At 72.0% G+C, this 17,251-nt stretch carries 17 protein-coding genes and 1 pseudogene; 9 read left to right on the forward strand and 9 right to left on the reverse strand.

Annotated elements, in window-relative coordinates; translation table 11 throughout:
* Positions 1 to 5: 5 nt before the first annotated feature.
* The 3 genes from argS to DK389_RS29365 form a co-directional block, all read right to left on the reverse strand.
* Positions 6 to 1,763: an arginine--tRNA ligase gene (argS, locus tag DK389_RS29355; protein WP_109895089.1), complete on the reverse strand. Its 1,758-nt coding sequence runs from the start codon at positions 1,761 to 1,763 to the stop codon at positions 6 to 8.
* Between the two features lie 110 nt (positions 1,764 to 1,873).
* Positions 1,874 to 2,314, reverse strand: coding sequence for an acyl-CoA thioesterase (locus tag DK389_RS29360; RefSeq protein ID WP_109895091.1), 441 nt, complete (start codon positions 2,312 to 2,314; stop codon positions 1,874 to 1,876).
* A gap of 2 nt (positions 2,315 to 2,316) precedes the next feature.
* Positions 2,317 to 3,564 carry a deoxyguanosinetriphosphate triphosphohydrolase gene (locus tag DK389_RS29365; RefSeq protein WP_109895093.1) on the reverse strand — a complete coding sequence of 416 codons (1,248 nt, stop codon included), beginning with the start codon at positions 3,562 to 3,564 and terminating at the stop codon, positions 2,317 to 2,319.
* Between the two features lie 162 nt (positions 3,565 to 3,726).
* On the opposite strand from DK389_RS29365, the gene DK389_RS29370 reads away from it, so the two are divergent.
* Complete coding sequence (locus DK389_RS29370) at positions 3,727 to 4,053, forward strand: HesB/IscA family protein (protein ID WP_109895095.1); 327 nt, start codon at positions 3,727 to 3,729, stop codon at positions 4,051 to 4,053.
* Positions 4,054 to 4,220: 167 nt separating this feature from the next.
* A complete protein-coding gene (locus tag DK389_RS29375) occupies positions 4,221 to 6,146 on the forward strand; it encodes a hypothetical protein (protein WP_109896951.1) in 1,926 nt (641 codons plus the stop codon).
* 5 nt (positions 6,147 to 6,151) lie between these two features.
* Here the strand turns inward: DK389_RS29375 and DK389_RS29380 are convergent, their stop codons facing one another.
* The 3 genes from DK389_RS29380 to DK389_RS29390 form a co-directional block, all read right to left on the reverse strand.
* Positions 6,152 to 6,910, reverse strand: coding sequence for an ABC transporter ATP-binding protein (locus DK389_RS29380; RefSeq protein ID WP_109895097.1), 759 nt, complete (start codon positions 6,908 to 6,910; stop codon positions 6,152 to 6,154).
* On the reverse strand, positions 6,891 to 7,625 hold the full coding sequence (locus tag DK389_RS29385) for an ABC transporter permease (protein WP_109895099.1): 735 nt from the start codon (positions 7,623 to 7,625) through the stop codon (positions 6,891 to 6,893). Before DK389_RS29385 ends, DK389_RS29380 begins: the two co-directional genes overlap by 20 nt.
* Positions 7,626 to 7,792: 167 nt before the next feature.
* Positions 7,793 to 8,785, reverse strand: coding sequence for an ABC transporter substrate-binding protein (locus DK389_RS29390; RefSeq protein ID WP_109895101.1), 993 nt, complete (start codon positions 8,783 to 8,785; stop codon positions 7,793 to 7,795).
* 272 nt (positions 8,786 to 9,057) lie between these two features.
* On the opposite strand from DK389_RS29390, the gene DK389_RS29395 reads away from it, so the two are divergent.
* A complete protein-coding gene (locus tag DK389_RS29395) occupies positions 9,058 to 9,435 on the forward strand; it encodes a 4a-hydroxytetrahydrobiopterin dehydratase (RefSeq protein ID WP_109895103.1) in 378 nt (125 codons plus the stop codon).
* Positions 9,436 to 9,442: 7 nt separating this feature from the next.
* On the opposite strand, the gene DK389_RS29400 is transcribed toward DK389_RS29395, so the two are convergent.
* The 3 genes from DK389_RS29400 to DK389_RS29410 all read right to left on the reverse strand — a co-directional run bounded on the left by DK389_RS29400 (position 9,443) and on the right by DK389_RS29410 (position 11,202).
* Positions 9,443 to 9,664 (reverse strand): hypothetical protein, encoded by a 222-nt coding sequence (locus DK389_RS29400; protein WP_109895105.1) that lies wholly within the window; start codon positions 9,662 to 9,664, stop codon positions 9,443 to 9,445.
* A 71-nt stretch (positions 9,665 to 9,735) separates the two neighbouring features.
* Positions 9,736 to 10,581 (reverse strand): metallophosphoesterase, encoded by an 846-nt coding sequence (locus DK389_RS29405; protein ID WP_109895107.1) that lies wholly within the window; start codon positions 10,579 to 10,581, stop codon positions 9,736 to 9,738.
* Positions 10,582 to 10,599: 18 nt separating this feature from the next.
* Positions 10,600 to 11,202 (reverse strand): cation efflux transmembrane domain-containing protein, encoded by a 603-nt coding sequence (locus DK389_RS29410; protein ID WP_109896952.1) that lies wholly within the window; start codon positions 11,200 to 11,202, stop codon positions 10,600 to 10,602.
* A 172-nt stretch (positions 11,203 to 11,374) separates the two neighbouring features.
* On the opposite strand from DK389_RS29410, the gene croR reads away from it, so the two are divergent.
* From croR to DK389_RS29440, 6 genes and pseudogenes are all read left to right on the forward strand, one after another.
* The gene (gene croR, locus DK389_RS29415) at positions 11,375 to 11,851 is read left to right on the forward strand and encodes a 3-hydroxybutyryl-CoA dehydratase (RefSeq protein WP_109895109.1); all 477 of its coding nucleotides are present in this window, start codon (positions 11,375 to 11,377) and stop codon (positions 11,849 to 11,851) included.
* A 173-nt stretch (positions 11,852 to 12,024) separates the two neighbouring features.
* On the forward strand, positions 12,025 to 12,867 hold the full coding sequence (locus DK389_RS29420) for a TrmH family RNA methyltransferase (RefSeq protein WP_109895111.1): 843 nt from the start codon (positions 12,025 to 12,027) through the stop codon (positions 12,865 to 12,867).
* 128 nt (positions 12,868 to 12,995) lie between these two features.
* Positions 12,996 to 14,587 (forward strand): annotated as a pseudogene (crtI, locus tag DK389_RS29425) (phytoene desaturase family protein).
* Entirely contained in the window at positions 14,584 to 15,009 is a 426-nt protein-coding gene (locus DK389_RS29430) for a DUF2141 domain-containing protein (RefSeq protein WP_109895113.1), read from the forward strand. Before crtI ends, DK389_RS29430 begins: the two are co-directional and overlap by 4 nt.
* An 8-nt stretch (positions 15,010 to 15,017) precedes the next feature.
* Positions 15,018 to 16,043 (forward strand): ABC transporter ATP-binding protein, encoded by a 1,026-nt coding sequence (locus DK389_RS29435; protein ID WP_194075132.1) that lies wholly within the window; start codon positions 15,018 to 15,020, stop codon positions 16,041 to 16,043.
* Entirely contained in the window at positions 16,040 to 17,245 is a 1,206-nt protein-coding gene (locus DK389_RS29440) for an ABC transporter permease (protein WP_109896954.1), read from the forward strand. The genes DK389_RS29435 and DK389_RS29440 overlap by 4 nt, the downstream gene beginning before the upstream one ends.
* Positions 17,246 to 17,251 lie beyond the last annotated feature (6 nt).

A 17,251-nucleotide genomic window follows, 5' to 3' on the forward strand; every position in this document is an offset into this window, starting at 1 on the left:
TCACCTCACCGCATTTCGCTCGGCGCGGTGACACCCAGGATGGCGAGACCGGAGGCGAGAACGCCTCGGACGGCCTCGACGAGGGCCAACCTCGCCCGTGTGGACTTTCGGTCGGTTGGATTAACAAACCGTAATTGCGGCAAGTCTTTGCCCTTGTTCCAGAAACTATGGAGCGAACTCGCGACTTCGTAGAGGTGGAAGGCGATCCGGTGCGGCTCGTGCGCCACGGCAGCCGATTCGAGCACCCGCGGAATTTGCGCGACGAGCCGCATCATCTCCCTCTCTCCAAGATCGGCGAGCAGAGAAAGATCAGCCTGCGCAAGGGCTTGCGCCGACAGATCCTCATCCGGCATTGCCTCGCGCGCCTGCCGGAAGACCGAGTGGCAGCGCGCATGCGCATACTGCACGTAGAAAACGGGATTGTCCTTGGATTGCTCCACGACCTTAGCCAGATCGAAATCGAGCGTCGCGTCGTTCTTGCGGTAGAGCATCATGAAACGAATCGCGTCGCGCCCGACCTCGTCGATCACCTCCCGCAGAGTGACGAATTCGCCCGCCCGCTTCGACATCTTCACGGGCTCGCCCGCGCGCAGCAGCCGAACGAGCTGGCAGAGCTTCACGTCGAGGCTCGCCTCCCCGTCCGTGACCGCCTTCACCGCCGCCTGCATCCGCTTGACGTAGCCGCCGTGGTCGGCACCGAGCACGTCGATCATGTCGGTGGCGCCGCGCAGGAACTTGTCCCGGTGATAGGCGATGTCGGATGCGAAGTAGGTGTAGGAGCCGTCGGATTTCAGGAGGGGCCGGTCGGTGTCGTCGCCGAATTCCTGGGTGCGGAACAGCGTCTGCTCCCGATCCTCCCAATCTTCCGGCACTTGTCCCTTCGGCGGCGGCAGGCGCCCCTCGTAGACGAGGCCGCGGGCGCGCAGATCCGCGAGCAACGCCGAGACCGAGCCCGGTCCGTCTCCGTGCAGCGTGCGCTCGGAGAAGAAGACGTCGTGGTGGATGCCGATCGCGGCGAGATCGCCGCGGATCATGTCCATCATCAGGGCGATGGCGGTCTCGCGGACGAGGGGCAGCCAATCCGCCTCGGGCTTTGCCGCGAGCGCGCCGCCGTGCTCGCGCGCCAACGCTTCTCCGACGGGCTTGAGATAGTCGCCCGGGTAGAGGCCCTCGGGGATCGGGCCCACATCCTCACCGAGCGCCTCGCGGTAGCGCAGGAACGCGGAGCGGGCGAGCACGTCGACCTGTGCGCCCGCGTCGTTGATGTAGTACTCGCGCGTGACATCGCGGCCCGCCGCCACGAGGAGGTTCGCGAGCGCATCGCCGAACACCGCGCCGCGCCCGTGACCGACATGCATCGGGCCGGTGGGATTGGCCGAGACGTACTCGATGTTGACCTTGCCGCCGGGAAGCTTGGCGCGCGCGAAGCCTTCCGGGTCTGCCAGCACGGCGCGCACGACGTCGTGGAACACAGCCGGGTCGAGGCGCAGGTTGATGAAGCCGGGGCCTGCCACGCTCGCCTCGACGATCCGCGGGTCGGTGCGGAGCTCGGCGGCCAGCGCCTCGCCGAGCACTTTCGGGTTCGCCCGCGCCTCCTTGGCGAGCACGAGGGCGGCGTTGGTGGCGAGGTCGCCGTGGCTCGGGTCGCGCGGCGGCTCAACGACGACGCGAGAGAGGTCGAGGCCGGCCGGGAGCTGCCCGGCGCGGGTGAGGCTCTCCAGGGCGTCGCGCACCCGCGCCTCGAAGATCGCAAAGATGTTCATGTCTCGAAACGTCCGCTCGCGCGGCCGCGCGGTCGATGTCGGAGACGCCGCGGCCGAAGGTTCAGGCCGGCCGCATAGCAAGGGGGGGCGGTGGTGTCACGGACGGGGGTTCACATCCATCCGGCGAGCACCGCCCGCATCCCGTCCGGAAGCGGCACCGGCCGCCGGGTCTCGCGATCCACATAGACGTGCACGAAATGCCCTTGCGCCGCGGCGCGATCCTCCGCTTCGCGGAAGAGCGCGATCTCGTAGCGCACACTGGAGCGGCCGAGATGGGCTACCCGCACGCCCGCGGTGACGCGGTCTGGGAAGGCGATGCCGGAGAAGTAGCGGCAGCCGGTCTCGACCACGAGGCCGATGACGGAGCTTCCCGCGATGTCGAGGAGACCGGCCTCGATCAGGCAGCCATTCACCGCCGTGTCGAAGAAGGCGTAGTAGACGACGTTGTTGACATGCCCGTAGGCGTCGTTGTCGCCCCAGCGGGTCCCGAGCACGACACGGCGCGGGAAGGCGGACCGCGTCTCGGGCGCGGGGCGTGCGGGCTCGCCCACGCTCACGGCTCCGCCAGCGGCAGGCCGCGGCTCTCCGGGCTCCAGTGAAGGTCCGGCGTCTCGCGGAAGAGCTTCTTGTGGGCGAGCACGGCGTAGGTGTCCGTCATGCCGGCGATGTAGTCGGCGATGCGGCGGCGCACCCGCCCCTCCTCCGCCCCCGTGAGGCCGGCGCTCCACTCCTCGGGCATCCGCGCGGGATCCGCGCAGAAGGCCGAGAACAGGTCGCCGACGATCTGCGCGGCGCGGGCGCGAACCGCCATCACGCCGGGATGACGATACATGCGGGCGTAGAGGAAGCGCTTGATGGCGGCGTCGGCCTCCGCGACCGGCTCCGAGAAAGCGATGACGGGCGCGCCCGCGTTCCGGATGTCGGCGACACTCGTCGGGGCGAGGGCTTCGAGGCGCCGCGCACTCTCCGCGATGACGTCCTCGACGAAGCGGGTGATGACGCGGCGGGCGAGCTCGTGCACGCGCCGCGAGGTCTCGAGCCCCGGGTGAAGGTGTTCGATCTCGTCGAGGAGACCTTTCAGGAAGGGCACCTCGGCGAGGTCGGCGAGGTCGAACAGGCCGGCGCGCAGGCCGTCGTCGAGGTCGTGGCTGTCGTAGGCGATGTCGTCGGCGAGGGCGGCGGCCTGAGCCTCCGGCCCGGCGAAGCGCGACAGTTCCAGGTCGTTCACGGCATCGTACGCGAGGATAGCGGCCGGGATGCCGGCAGCGGCGTAGCGCGGGGTCGGCCGGCCGTCCGGCGTCAGCAGAGGCCCATTGTGCTTGACGAGGCCCTCCAGCGTCTCCCAGGCGAGATTCAGCCCGTCGAAGCCCGCGTAGCGCCGCTCCAGCCGCGTCACGATGCGCAGAGCCTGGGCGTTGTGGTCGAAGCCGCCATGGGCCGCCATGCAGGCGTCGAGGGCGTCCTCGCCCGTGTGGCCGAAGCAGGTGTGGCCGAGGTCGTGCGAGAGGGCCAAGGCCTCCGCCAAATCTTCGTCGAGGCCCAGCGCCCGGGCGAGAGCCCGGGCGATCTGACTCACCTCCAGGGTGTGGGTGAGCCGGGTGCGATAATGGTCGCCCTCGTGGTGCACGAAAACCTGTGTCTTGTGCTTGAGACGCCGGAAGGCGGTGGAGTGGACGATGCGGTCCCGGTCGCGCTGGAAATCGCTGCGGGTCGGCGAGGCCGCTTCCGCGATCAGCCGGCCCCGGCACGCGGCCGGGTCCGTGGCATAGGGCGCACGCCAGCGCTCTCCGTTCTGCCGCAAGGCCGCTCCTCTCAGCTCCCCGACCTTTCCGCCCGCGTTGCGGCGGCGGGGCCGTGACCATATCTTGTGGCAGGGCGCCCATCTGGCAATCCGCGGACGCCCGTGTCCCCAGGCGATCCGGGCGCCGACGTCCGAGCATCGCCACGAGATCCGCGAGCAATCATGGCCGAGATCACCCTGACGCCCCGCGCCGCCAAGCGCATCAACGAGATCATGGGAGCCGAGCCCCCCGGCTCGTCGCTGCGCATCAGCGTCAATGGCGGCGGATGTTCCGGCTTCTCCTACGCCTTCGACGTGGCGCAGGGCCGCGAGGCCGACGACATCGTGATCGAGCGGGACGGCGCCACCGTGCTCGTCGACGCGATGTCGCTTGCATACATGGCCGGGTCGACCATCGATTTCGTCAACGATCTGATCGGCCAGTCCTTCAAGATCGAGAACCCGCAGGCGACCGCCTCCTGCGGCTGCGGCACCTCATTCTCTCTCTGACCCTCGCCGTTGCGCCGGAACGACAGGGGACGGCGGGTCGTGCATCCGCGGCGGGCGCGGCGTCGGGCCCCGATTGCCTCGCCCCGCATTCTGCGGCACGGATGCGGGCCTCGACGTTTTCCACAAGCCTTGAGACCCGCGCCTCCGTCAGCGATCCGGACAAGCCCATGACCCACGTGACAGGCCGCGCCCGCCTCGGCCGGGCCGCCCGCGCCTCCGTCTGCGCCCTCGCCCTCCTCTCCGCCGCGCCGCTCGCCGTCCCGCAGCCGGCCGCGGCGCAGGAGGCGGCCTCCGCCGTCCAGGACGTGACGCTGCAGGACGTCGTCCTGCCGTTCGGATCCACGGTGCTGACGATGCCACGCATCACGGTGAGCGGCACCCGGCTCTCGAAGGACGACCTCCTGGCGATCCTGAGGGCCGATTCGCCCGAGCCCTGGGCCACCCGCCTCGCCCGGCTCGACGCGGCGAGCCTGACGATACCGGAACTGCGCTCGGTCCATGCCGGACCCGGCCCCTCGCGCCAGACGGTGGTCTACCGTGACGTCGCGGCCCGCGACGTGCGGGTGGGCAAGGCGGCCGAACTCTCGGCCGCCGGCGCCGCCGTGACGGTGGCGGGCGGACCGGAGACGGGCTCGGGCACCTACGGCCGGATCGGCGCCACCGACATCGATCTCGCGGCACTGGCTCGGCTCTACGCGGTGGCGGGCGACGGCAAGGGGCCGGTGCAGCGGGTCTACGCCTCCGTCTCGATCGCCGACGTGGTCTACACCGACGATCGCGGCACCACCGTGAAGCTCGCCCGCGTCGAGGGGCGCGACCTCGGCGGCCGGCAGATCCCCGGCGGCTGGACCGGCGCCCTCGACGCCTTCGCCGGGCTCGACCTCGACAAGGCGAACCCGGCCGAGCGGGCCAAGGTCACGGCGGCGGCCGCCGATCTCGTCGAGGCCGTCTCGGTCGGCGGTCTGGAGGCGCGCGGCCTCAGCATCAGCGAGACCAAGTCTCCGGACCCCCTCGTCCTCGAGGTCGGCCGCATGGCCTATGCGGGCCAGGGCCCCGAGGCCGGGATGAACCTGGAGGATCTCGCCTTCGCGCAGAAGGGCGTGCGCTCCCGCGTCGGCAAGGTCACGCTCACCGGCTTCTCCCTGGCGCCGACGGTCGAGGCCCTGCGCCGTCTCTCGGACCCGAAGGCCGAGGCCACGGACGAGGCGCTCCGCCGCCTCACCCCGGTGATCGGCACGCTCGCGCTGCAGGACATCAGCCTCGACCTACCCTCCGAGACCGCCAAGGCCTCGCCCGGTCCCGCCCCGAAGCCGGGATCGAAGGACCCGGCCCGCGATTCCGCGGGCGATCCTTTCGAGAACGCGGCGCGCCAGGCGCTCGGCGCGAGGCCTTCGGGCAAGCCCGCACCGGCCGAGGCACCGCTGCACGTGGGCCTGCGCAACGCCGCCATCACCTTCGGGCCGCCGCGGGACGGCGTGCCGACCGCGAGCCGCCTCAGCCTGACCGGCCTGACGCTCCCCGCCGCGACGGTGGCCGGCGTGCCCGGGCTCGGCTCGCTCACGGCCTACGGCTACCAGGACCTCGACCTCAACGTCGTCGCCGACACGGCCTGGGACGAGGGTCGGCGGGAACTCTCGGTGCGCGAGGTTTCGGTCTCGGGCAAGGACATGGGCACCTTGCGGCTCACGGGCACGCTCGGCGGGATCGGGCCGGAGATCTTCGACCCCGATGCGGGCATCTCGGGCCTCGCCATGCTCTCGGCCACCGCCAAGGCGCTCGATCTCACGATCGAGAACACGGGCCTGTTCGAACGCTTCATCAACACTCAGTCGAAGGTGCTGAGCCTCAAGCCCGACGAGCTGCGCCAGGAATACGTGACCGCGAGCGTGCTCGGCGTCCCGGTCATCCTCGGCAACTCGCCGGCCGCCAAGGCGATCGGCGCCGCGATGGGTCAGTTCGTGACGAAGCCCGGCCGGCTGTCGGTGAGCGCCAAGTCGAAGGATGGGGCGGGGGTCGGCGTCGCCGATTTCAGCACCGCCGGCTCACCCGGCGCGGTTCTCGACAAGCTCGACGTCGACGCCAAGGCGAACTGACGTCCTCAATCCGCGATCACTCCGGGAAAGCGCCCGGCGAGATCGCGCCGCGTAGTCTCGACGAAGGCGCGGCGGCGCTCTGCCCGGGGCAGCACGAGTGGGACCGCGGCGATCAGGCTCGCGGGCCGCGGCGAGAGCAGGAGCAGCCGGTCGGCGATCTCGAGCGCCTCCGCGACGTTGTGGGTCACCATCAGGACGCTCATGCCGAGCCGGTCGACCGTGTCGACGACGAGCCCGCGCAGGGAGGCGGCGGCCGCGTCGTCGAGGGAGACGAAGGGCTCGTCGAGGATGAGGAGCCGCGGCTCGTCGGCGAGCGCCCGAGCGAGGGCCACCCGCCGTTGCATGCCGAGCGACAGGGCTCCCGGATAGCGCCCGCGCCAGGGCGTGAGGGCGAGGTGCTCGAACAGGGCGTCGAGGTCGCGGCCGCGCCGCTCCCGAGGCAAGGCGAGGCGCACGTTCTGCTCGACCGTCCGCCAGGGCAGGAGCCGGGGATCCTGGAACACCATGCCGGTGCCGGCCCGATCCCCGCGGGGATCGGGCCTGACCTCGCCGTCGTAGTCCCGGTCGAGCCCGAGCAGGATGCGCAGTGTGGTGGTCTTGCCCGCGCCCGAGGGGCCGATCAGGCAGACCACCTCGCCGGGCGCGATCGCGAAGGCGAGGTCGCGCACCGCCTCGACCGGTTCGCTGCGGGCGGAACGATAGACCTTGCGCGCGATCCGCGCGGTGAGGACCGGGCCGGGGGCCTCAGCGCCAGCGACGGACATGCGCATCGAGAGGCTGCAGGACGAGAGTGTCGATGGCGAGCATCACCGTCATGAAGACGAGGCTGTAGCCGATGACCGCGGTGACGTCGAAGAGCTGGAAATAATAGTTGATCGCGAAGCCAACCCCGTTCGGCCGGCCGATCAGTTCGACCACGAGCACGATCTTCCAGGCGAGCGAGATGCCGGAGCGGGCCGCCGCCACCGCGAAGGGCTGGAGTTGGGGCACCAGCACGTGGGCGATCCAGGTGCGCCGGTCGAAGCGGTAGGTGCGGGCCATCTCCTCGAGCCCGGGGTCGAGGCTGCGGGCGCCCTCCCGCATGATCACGGCGACGTTCGGCAGCTTGTTCAGCGCCACCGCGACGATCGCCGCGGTCTCGGTGAGCCCGAGCCAGACATAGGCCAGCACCGTGATGACGAGGGCCGGTGTGTTGAGCACCACGAGGAGCGGCGTATCGAGGGTGCGGTCTGCGAGCTTCGAGCGGCCGAGCAGCACGCCGAGCACCAGCCCGAGGCTCATGGCGATGACGAAGGAGACGGCGACCCGCGCCAGCGTCACGCCGACGTTGAACAGCATGCCGCCGCTCTCGATCTCCCGCAGCACGAAGGCGGCCACGGCACTCGGCTCCGGCAGGGTCCGCGTGTCGGCGAGCGTCGCGGCGAGCTGCCAGAGCGCGAGCAGGATCAGCAGGGAGACGAGACGCGCGGCGACGGCCATGGGACCTAGCGGGCCGTGGCTCGGCGTGGGCGACGGCGTACGCCCTCCCCTTCCCCCGCGGGGCGGGACAGGATGGGGGATGGTTCCAGATGAGCCTCGACGGCAGCTCCCGCACCACCCACGCCCTCGATCCCTCCCCGCAAGGGGAACGGACATGCGCCGGCCCGTCATCCATTGCGGGCGCCGTCGAGGTAGAGGTCGGGCGGCAGGACCTTGGCCTCGCCCACGAGACGCTCGCCGCCGAGGCGCGCCAGCGTCGCGTAGATGGTCTCGGCGTCGCTGCGCTCGGTCGCGAGCGGCCGGCGCGGGGTGCCCGCCAGGAAGTTGCGCTTGAGGGCCTCGAAGGTTGCGTCGTCCTCCGCCGCCATCAGGGGCCGCACCAGGGCCCAGGCCTCGGGCTCGTTCGCGAGCACCTCTTTGGCCGCGGCCGAGGCGCGGGCGAAGCCCTCGACCGCGGCGGCTTTGGTCCGCACCGTCTCGCCCTCGAACAGGTAGCCGATCAGCGCCACCGAGCCCTTGGCGCCGAAGGCCCTCATGATGTCGTCGGCGCTGATCAGGCGGCGGTAGCCCTTGGCCTCGAGTCGCGCGCAGTAGGTCCAGTAGAGGAGCGCCGCGTCGAGCTCGCGGGATTCGAGCTTCTGCATCAGGAGCGGCGGCGCGCCATAGGCGAGCTGGGAGGCGGTCTCGAGATCGAGGTTGCCCGTCTCCCGGGCCTGGGCACGCAGGAGCACCCAGTTCTTGTCGAGGGCGCCCCCCGCCACGCCGAGGCGCTTGCCGACGAGGTCGCCGATCCCCTTGATCGGGCTGTCGGGCGGCACCATCAGCGCGCCCTCAGTGGTCGAGTAGGGCACGAACTTGACGCCCCGCCCCTCGTTGCGCAGCCGCGCGGCCCAGATCAGGTCGCCGACGATCGTGTCGAGCTGGCGGCCCTGGAAGGCGATGCGGGCAGCGTCGTTGCCCGCGAGCTTGACCGTCTCCAGGGTGAAGCCGTTCGCCGCGTCGAGGCCGCGCGCCTTGATGATCGCCGCCTCCCACGAGGCCGTGCCGAAGGGCAGCACGCCGATGCGGATGGTCTCGCCCGCGGCGCGGGCCGGCCTGATGAGGATCGCGGGCAGGGACCAGAGCGCCGCCGTCGCGAGCAATGCGCGCCGTGACAGCATGGCGCCTTCTCCCCGTGTCGTGCCGGAAATGCCTGCCTCCGTGGAACGGACCGGCAATCCTGTTGGTCCAAGTCCTTACGGCCTCGCGCCCCGCCCGTCCACAGGAGGCGCCTGTGTGCTTTTGACTGAGGCGCCGCGGTCCCGCGCCGGATGCGCGGCGCCGGTCACACGCCCCCTTCGCAATCCCCAGGAGACACCCTTGCGCGCGGAACGCCGCGGGCGCAGGCTCGTGCTATCGGGAGACGGTCGCGGACGAAGATGGGGAGGCGGCGATGACCGAGCGGCGCGAAGGTGTTCTTGACGATGATGTGATCGTCGAGCGGTTGAAGGCCGAGCTGCCCCATTGGCGCTACGAGGACGGCTGGATCCGCCGGACCTACAAGACCGCGAGCTGGAAGAGCACGCTCATGGTCATCAACACGGTGGGCCACTTGGCGGAAGCCGCCTGGCACCATCCCGACCTCACGGCCTCCTACGCTTGGGTCGAGGTGCGGCTGATGAACCACGCCGCCAAGGGCGTGACCGAGAAGGACTTCGCGCTCGCCCGCAAGATCGAGGAGGTGGTGGCCTGGCAGCCCGGCGCCGAGGGCGGCGCCCTCGAGGGGACGCCGACGGACCAGCGATTCGCCTACATCAAGTACGAGCATTGAGCCGCGCTCAGCCCGGCTCCTTCGCCCGGCGGCACTCGGTCTTCAGGTAGGTCGTCCTGCCGACCTCCTCGCTGAGGTCGGTGCGGGCGATGATCTCCTGCCAGCCGCTGGCGCAGCCGAGTTCGTTGGCGACCCGCACCTTTCGCACCTCGATCGCCTTGTCGTCCGTGCAGGCTTCCTGGGGCAGCCCGCTCGCGCAGACCAAGACGACGGCGATGAAGGTGTTCATGCGGGGCCTCTCCTCCGTGCGGGCATGTCGGGCACGGCCCGCATCCCATCATGGGGCGCGCCGCCCGGCCCTCAAGCCACCTCTACGATCAGGCCGGGATTGAAGTTTCGGTCCTCCACCGGGTTCGCCAGCCAGCGGCAGCGGCCGATCCGGAGATCGTGCCCGGCGTGGAAATGGCCGGAGACCCAGAGCGGGGGCCGCTCCGCGTCGGGCAGGTCATCAAGGATTGTCGTCGCGTAGAAGGCCGGTACCCACCAGGGCACGCCCGGCGCGTCGCGATAGGCATCGGCTGCGAGCGGGCTCGCCGGATGATGGGTCACCGCGACGGTCGGGCCGTCGTGGGGCACCCTGAGGGCTTCGAGGAGCGCCGCCCGCTCCGCCGCGTGCGCCTCCATGGCGTCGGCCGGCTGCCAGGGCGTGCCGTCCGCCTTGCGGATCGAGCCCCGATACTCCCGCGACCCGGTGACGGGGTCGGTCATGCGGGCGGCCGCGAAGGCCACCGGATCCGCCGGCCGGTCCGGCGTCGCCTCGGTGAGCCAGCGTCCGGCGAGCGACCAGTCGCTCCACAGGGTCGTCCCGACGAAGCGCACGCCCCCGATCACGGTGGCGGCGCCCCCCTGCAGGAGGCGGATGTCGGCGCCGGCCTCGTTCAGACGGGCGACCTCTCGGCCGAGTGCGGCGAGGAGTTCCGGCGCCGTGCGCCCGTCGCCGGTCGGCGCGTAATGCTCGTGGTTGCCGGGCACCAGCACGATCGGCCTCCCGGCCGCGATGTCGCAGAGCACCGCGAGGCCGCGTTCCGGATGCCCCTCGTGGAGATCGCCCGCGCAGACGAGGACGTCGAAGCGTGCGCTCGGGCGCGGGATCAGCTCCGCCCGGCGGCGCTCCAGGTGCAGGTCGGAGATCGGGAACAGGCGCATCGTCGCTCGTCTCGGGTCTCAGGCTTCCGCGGCCCGCGCGGCGCGGCGTTCGGCACGGGCGGCCTTGAGGATGTCGTGGGCGGAATCCGCGTTGAGGACGGCGATGCCGGCCGCCGCCGCTAGGTCCGGCCACGGCGAGGCCCAGAGCGCGGTGACGAGGCCCGCCGCGATGATCGCGAGATTTGCCGCCGCGTCGTTGCGGGCCGAGAGGTAGGCCGCCCGGGTCAGGCTTCCCGCGCCGTGCCGGTGCCGAGTGAGCATCATCGCGCAGGTCACGTTGACGGCGAGGGCCCCGAGGCCGGTCAGGGTCAGCGGCAGGGGGGCAGGTGGGGCGAGGTCCGAGAACTTCTCGTAGGCCGCGTAGGCGGTGGCGAGCGCCGGCACGAGAAGGATGCCCGCCATCACGGTGCCGAGCCGGGCCCGGTTGCGCAGGCTCCAGCCGAGGCCCGCGAAGATGAGTAGGTTGAGCGCCGCGTCCTCCAGGAAGTCGAGGCTGTCGGCGATGAGGGCGACCGAGCCGATCGCGAGGGCGACGGCGATCTCGATCCCGAAATAGGCGAGGTTCAGCCCCGCGACGCGGACGACGACGGGGCGCAGGGAGGGCGAGGGGGGAGCGGTCACGGGAAGCGGTTGTTCGCGGAGGGTCGGCCCCGCACATGGCGCGGGTGCGGCCTCCGTGTCGAGGCGGAAATTTTCGCGCGCCCGATACTGGATTCCGAGGCGCGCCTGTGCGAGGCCGGGCCTCACCTGCGCCGTATCGCGCGCCAAAGACGAGAGAAACGGGAGGCCGAGGATGTTGCCCGAGCTGCGCGTTCTGTATTTCGAGGACTTGGAGGTCGGGCTGTCCGAGACGCTGACCAAGGTCATCGCCTCCTCCGACGTGGTGGGCTTTGCCGAGATCACCGGTGACCGCAACCCGATCCACCTCTCCGAGCACTTCGCGGCCCGCACGCCCTTCGGCACCCGCATCGCCCACGGCCTCTACACGGCGGGCCTGATCTCGGCGGTGCTCGGCACCCGCCTGCCGGGCCCCGGCGCGGTCTACATCAGCCAGACCCTCAACTTCCGTGCGCCCGTGCGCATCGGCGACACCGTCGACGTCACGGTCACGGTGGCCGAACTCGTGCCGGAGCGCCGCCGGGCGCGCCTCACCTGCACCTGCTCGGTGGCGGGCGAGGTGGTGCTCGACGGCGAGGCGCTGGTGAAGGTGCCGAAGAAGGAAGAGGCGGACCCGCTGGCCATCCGCATGGGCGGCAGCCCGACGGCCTGACATCCGCGGGCCGCTCCCTCTCCCATTCGGGAGGAGGCTCGGGTGAGGGCTCGGGTTTTCCGGAACGGTCAAATCCCTCGCCCGAGGCGCGGACCCGAACTCCGCCCCTCCCGAACGGAGGCGGTGATCCGCGCCCCGGGCTGGAATGGAGCCTGTGTGAGCCGGCCTGCACCTTGATCGAGACCATTCCCCTCGACGATCCCGATGACCCCCGCCTCGCCCCCTACGCGGCGATGCGCGAGCGCGACCTCGTGGGGCGTGCGGGCCGTTTCATCGTCGAGGGCGAGGTGACGCTGCGCCTGCTGCTCTCGAGACAGGCGCGGTTCGCCGCCGAATCGATCCTGCTCGCGCCCGAGCGCGTGGCCGGGCTCGTCGAGGCGCTCGCCGCCCATACCGCGCGGCGTCCCGCGCCGCCCCCGGTCTACATCGCGTCCCGGTCCGTGATGAGCGCGGTGACGGGCTTCCCGATCCACCGGGGCGTCCTCGCGGTGGGGATCCGGGATGGCGACCCGCTCGCGGCGGATCTCGTACCGCCCGTCCAGATGCCGGCCCTGGTGCTCGGCCTCGCGGGCCTGACCAACCACGACAATGTCGGCGGCCTGTTCCGCAACGCCGCGGCCTTCGGCGCCGACGCCGTGCTCCTCGATGCCGGCACCTGCGACCCGCTCTACCGCAAGGCGATCCGGGTCTCGGCGGGCGCGGCGCTGACCGTCCCCTTCGGCCGCCTCGCCGCCGGCGAGGACTGGCTCGCCCTCGCCGCGTGCCTCAGCCTGACCCCGGTCGCCCTCTCGCCGCGCGGCGCCGAGACCCTCTCGGACCTGCCCGCCCTCCCCCGTGCCCTCCTCCTCCTCGGAACGGAGGGGCCCGGCCTGCCGGCCGAGACCATCGCGCGAGCCCGCAGCGTGCGCATCCCGATGGCCTCGGGCTTCGATTCCCTCAACGTCGCGACTGCGGGCGCCATCGCGCTCCATCACCTGCGCGCGTCCGTCACGAAGTCTACGCGCGACAAAGAGTGACAATTGCCGGACCGCGCCATTCTCCTAGCTTGAACAGTCCAGCTTGGCCGGAAGTCGCACGGGGCGCCCGTTCGCGGGCGGCGGCATTCGGCCGGGAGGAGATCCGCACCGGCGGGGAGGTTCGAGCGTTGCTGCAGTCACGTGACGGCCTTCGGACCCTGTCCGGACGCCGGGTGGTCATTGTCGGTGCCGGTCCCGGCGGATTGGCGACGGCTCTTCTGCTGGCCCGAGCCGGCATCCACGTCACCCTGTTCGAGAGGGACGAGGCGGTCGGCGGCCGCACGAAGACCGTCGAGGCGCCCGGCGGCTACCGATTCGACATCGGCCCGACCTTCTTCCTCTATCCCCAGATCCTGGCCGACATCTTCGCCTCCTGCGGCGAGCAGCTGGAGGACCACGTCCGGCTGGAGCGCCTCGACCCGCAATACCACCTCGTCTTCGAGGGCGAGGGGGGCATCTCCGGCGAGATTCGCGCCACCGCCGACATGGACCGGCTCGAGGCCGAGATCGCCCGGATCGCGCCGGACGATGCGAAGAACGTCCGGCGCTTCTTCGCCGACAACCGGACCAAGTTGAAGTTCTTCAAGCCGGTGCTGGAGCAGGCCTTCCACCGCTTCCGCAGCATGGCTTCGCCCGCGATGCTCGCGGCCCTCCCCTACCTGCATCCCGGCCGCAGCGTCGACCGCGACCTGCAGCGCTACTTCGCCGACCCGCGGGTGCGCCTCGCCTTCTCGTTCCAGACCAAGTACCTCGGGATGTCGCCCTTCCGCTGCCCGAGCCTGTTCACAATCCTCTCGTTCCTCGAGTACGAGCACGGGGTCTACCACCCGGTCGGCGGCTGCGGCGCGGTCTCCGAGGCGATGGCGGGGCTCGCCCGCCGCATGGGCGTGGACATCCGGCTCGGAACCGGCGTCGACCGGGTCCTGTTCGAGGGCAAGCGGGCCTGCGGAGTGGTGGCGGGGACCGAGACGCTGCGGGCCGACGCCGTCGTCATCAATGGCGACTTCGCCCGTGCCGTGCCGGCCCTGGTGCCGGAGGCGCACCGGCCGCGCTGGCGCGACGCGAAGGTCGCCAAGGCCCGCCTCTCCTGCTCGACCTTCATGCTCTATCTCGGGATCGAGGGGCGGATGCCGCCCGGCCTCGGGCACCACACGATCCTGCTCGCCAGGGACTATGCCCGCAACATCCGCGAGGTCTCGGAGGGCACCCTGCCGCTCGAGCCCTCGGTCTACGTCCAGCATGCGGGCTTCACGGACGGGGGGATGGCGCCCCCGGCCACACCGCCCTCTACGTGCTGGTGCCGGTGCCGAACCTGAAGGCCGGGATCGACTGGGAGGCGGCTCGCCCGCGCTATCGGGCGCTGGTGCTGGAGCGCCTCAAGCTCCTGGGCCTCGACGATCTCGAATCGCGCATCCGTTACGAGCGCATCGTCGATCCGACCGGCTGGCGGGATGATTTCGCGGTCCATGAGGGAGCCACCTTCAACCTCGCCCACGACCTGATGCAGATGCTCTACTTCCGGCCCCACAACCGCTTCGGGCCGGGCCTCTACCTCGTGGGCGGCGGCACCCATCCGGGCTCGGGGCTCCCGGTGATCTACGAGGGCGCCCGCATCTCCGCCCGCCTCCTCATCGAGGAACTCGCCGGCGCCCGCCTGCCCGCGGGCGAGGCCGGGATGCCGGAGACGGCTCCGCTCGCGGCCGGCGGCGAGGCCACGTGAGACGCCCCCTTCTCGTCCTCGCGGCCTGCCTCGCCGCCGCGACGCCGTCCCGCGCTGCGACCGTCGAGGTGGAGGTCGACGGGATCGAGGCGGGCGGCGGCGCGGTCTATGTGGCGCTCTGCCAGGGCGGCCTGTCCGAGGCGGCCTGCCAGGACGGGGAGAGGGCGCGTGCATCGGGCGGCCGCCAGCGCTTCGTCCTGCGGGACGTCGCGCCCGGCACCTACGCGCTGGCGGCCTTCCAGGACATGAACGGCAACGGCCGCCTCGACCGGACGCCGCTCGGCCTGCCGCTCGAGCCCTACGGCTTCTCGGGCGAGGGCGGCCGCATCGCGCGGCCGGATTTCGCCCGCGCCGCATTCCCCGTGCGCGAGCCCGGTCTCGCGATCCGGGTGCGCCTCACGCGCGCCCTGCCGCCGCGCTGAGCCGCGCGATGGCGTGCGAGCCGAGGCCCGATCCGGCCGTCCCGATGGTGGAGGTTGCGGGCGCAACGCTCACGCTCGGCGGGATCCGGATTCTCGACCGCGTCGACCTTGCGCTCGCCCCGCGCGAGATCCTGGCGCTGCTCGGGCCGAACGGTGCCGGCAAATCCTCGCTGATGCGGCTCGTGGCCGGCCGCCTCGTTCCCGATTCGGGCACGGTGCGCGTCGGCGGGGCCGATCCGTTCCGGCGCGGCGCGGCGCGGCGCACCATCGGCTGGGTGCCCCAGGAGATCGCCCTCTACCCACGCCTCACGGTCGCCGAGAACCTGAGCGTCTTCGCCGACCTGATCGGCCTGCCGCGCCGCGCGCGCGCCGCGTCGGTGACGCGCGCCCTCGACCGGACCGGTACCGGCGAGGTGGCGGGCCGCCCGGTCGGGCAGCTCTCCGGCGGCTACCAGCGCAGGGTCAACATCGCCGCGAGCCTCCTCGGCGAGCCCCGCCTCATCCTCCTCGACGAGCCGACGCAGGGGGTCGACCTTGCCGCGCGCACCGCCATCCACGCGCTCCTCGGGCGCCTGCGGTCCGAGGGCGCGGGCATCCTGATCGCCACCCACGATTTCGCCGAGGCCGAGCGCCTTGCCGACCGGGTCGCCTTCGTCGGGAGCGGCCGGATCGTCCGGGAGGGCCCGCTGCCCGCGATGCTGGCGCGGATCCGCTCCAGCCCGCCCCTTCACGAGGTGGCGCTGACCGAGGTTCCCGACCGGGCCGCCGAGGCGGCCCTGCGGCGCGCGGGCTTCGTGCCGGCGGAGGCCGGAATCGCCGACGCGGCGCCCGCCCTCGTCTGGCGGGCGGCGATGCGCGTCGGCCACAGCCTCGACGGGGCGGCGCTTCTCGGACGCCTGCGGGGCCAGGGCGTGCCGGCCGGCGAGGTCCGGGTGCGGGCTCCGGGACTGGAGGCGCTCTACCGCGAGGCGCTGGAGCCCGCGGCGCCCGTTCAGGCCCCGAGTCTGCCGTGCATCGCGAGGGCGGCCCGGTGATCGGCGCCGCCTTCCGCGTGATGGCGCTGAGCCTGCTGCGCGACCGCGCCGCCCTCGTCATGGCCTTCGTGCTGCCGACCGTGATCTTCTCGATCTTCGCCGCGATCTTCTCCGGCGCCATCGGCGACCGCATCCGCATCCATCTCGGCCTCGCCGACCTCGCCGGCACGCCGACGACCGAGCGCCTGGTCGCCGCCCTCGCGGCCGACCCGAGCCTGCGCGTCGAGCGCCTGCCCGTCGCCAGCGTCGCGGAGGCGGTGAAGGCCGTGCGTCGCGGCGCGGTCGATGTCGCCCTGGTGCTGCGCGCCGACCTCGCCGCCTCGCCCGCAGGGGGCCCGTCGCCCGTGCAGCCCGTCGTGCTCGTCGAGAACCCGTCGAAGGCGCTCGCGACGCCGATCGCGCTCGGCCAGCTTCAGCGCGTCCTCAACGATGCCCTGCCGGACGTCGTGCTCTCCCGGATCGTCGCGGACGTGGAGCGCAGCGGCAAGATCGGCCCGGACGAGCGCGCCTTCCTCGATCAGGCCTTCGCCGAGCAGCGCGCCAAGAAGGAGCCGTTCTCCTTCGCGTCCCTCGTCGAGCGGCAGAGCACGGCCTTGGGCCGGGCGAACGAGCGCGTCGCCTATTACGCCGGCGCCATCACCGCCGTCTTCCTGCTGTTCGCCGCCATGCAGGGGGCGATGACGCTCCTCGACGAGCGCCAATCCGGCCTCGCCGACCGGCTGACGGCCGCGCCCGGCGGGCTCCCCGTGATCGTGCTCGGCAAGTTCGGATTCCTGACCCTGCAGGGACTTCTGCAGGCTGGGCTGATCTTCGCCGCCGCCGCCCTCCTCTACGGTGTCGAGATCGGCCCGCACTGGGGGCCCTGGCTCGCGACCTCGCTGCTCGTCTCGGCGATGGCGGCGGGTCTCGCGCTCGCAGCCTGCGCGGCCGCTGCGACCCGCCAGCAGGCGCACCTCGCCGCGACCTTCGGCGTGCTCCTCCTCTCCGCGATCGGCGGCAGCATGGTGCCCCGCTTCCTGATGCCGCCCTGGTTGCAGGAGGCCGGTTGGTTCACCCCGAACGCCTGGGCGATCGAGGCCTACCAGGGGGCGCTGGGCGAGGGCGCGCGCGCGGCGCTGCCGGCCTGGGCGGTGCTGGGCAGCGTCGCGGCTGCGGGGCTGGGCCTCGCACTCGTGCTGGTCTCGCGGAAGACCGTCGCATGAGCGCGC

Source organism: Methylobacterium durans (genome assembly GCF_003173715.1).
GTDB lineage: Bacteria > Pseudomonadota > Alphaproteobacteria > Rhizobiales > Beijerinckiaceae > Methylobacterium > Methylobacterium durans.

Coding starts and splice junctions, on each gene's coding strand:
- argS (WP_109895089.1), bottom strand. CDS start 1,763: ATGAACATCTTTGCGATCTTCGAGGCGCGGGTGCGCGACGCCCTGGAG.
- DK389_RS29370 (WP_109895095.1), top strand. CDS start 3,727: ATGGCCGAGATCACCCTGACGCCCCGCGCCGCCAAGCGCATCAACGAG.
- DK389_RS29375 (WP_109896951.1), top strand. CDS start 4,221: ATGACCCACGTGACAGGCCGCGCCCGCCTCGGCCGGGCCGCCCGCGCC.
- DK389_RS29380 (WP_109895097.1), bottom strand. CDS start 6,910: ATGTCCGTCGCTGGCGCTGAGGCCCCCGGCCCGGTCCTCACCGCGCGG.
- DK389_RS29385 (WP_109895099.1), bottom strand. CDS start 7,625: ATGGCCGTCGCCGCGCGTCTCGTCTCCCTGCTGATCCTGCTCGCGCTC.
- DK389_RS29390 (WP_109895101.1), bottom strand. CDS start 8,785: ATGCTGTCACGGCGCGCATTGCTCGCGACGGCGGCGCTCTGGTCCCTG.
- DK389_RS29395 (WP_109895103.1), top strand. CDS start 9,058: ATGACCGAGCGGCGCGAAGGTGTTCTTGACGATGATGTGATCGTCGAG.
- DK389_RS29400 (WP_109895105.1), bottom strand. CDS start 9,664: ATGAACACCTTCATCGCCGTCGTCTTGGTCTGCGCGAGCGGGCTGCCC.
- DK389_RS29405 (WP_109895107.1), bottom strand. CDS start 10,581: ATGCGCCTGTTCCCGATCTCCGACCTGCACCTGGAGCGCCGCCGGGCG.
- croR (WP_109895109.1), top strand. CDS start 11,375: ATGTTGCCCGAGCTGCGCGTTCTGTATTTCGAGGACTTGGAGGTCGGG.
- DK389_RS29435 (WP_194075132.1), top strand. CDS start 15,018: ATGGCGTGCGAGCCGAGGCCCGATCCGGCCGTCCCGATGGTGGAGGTT.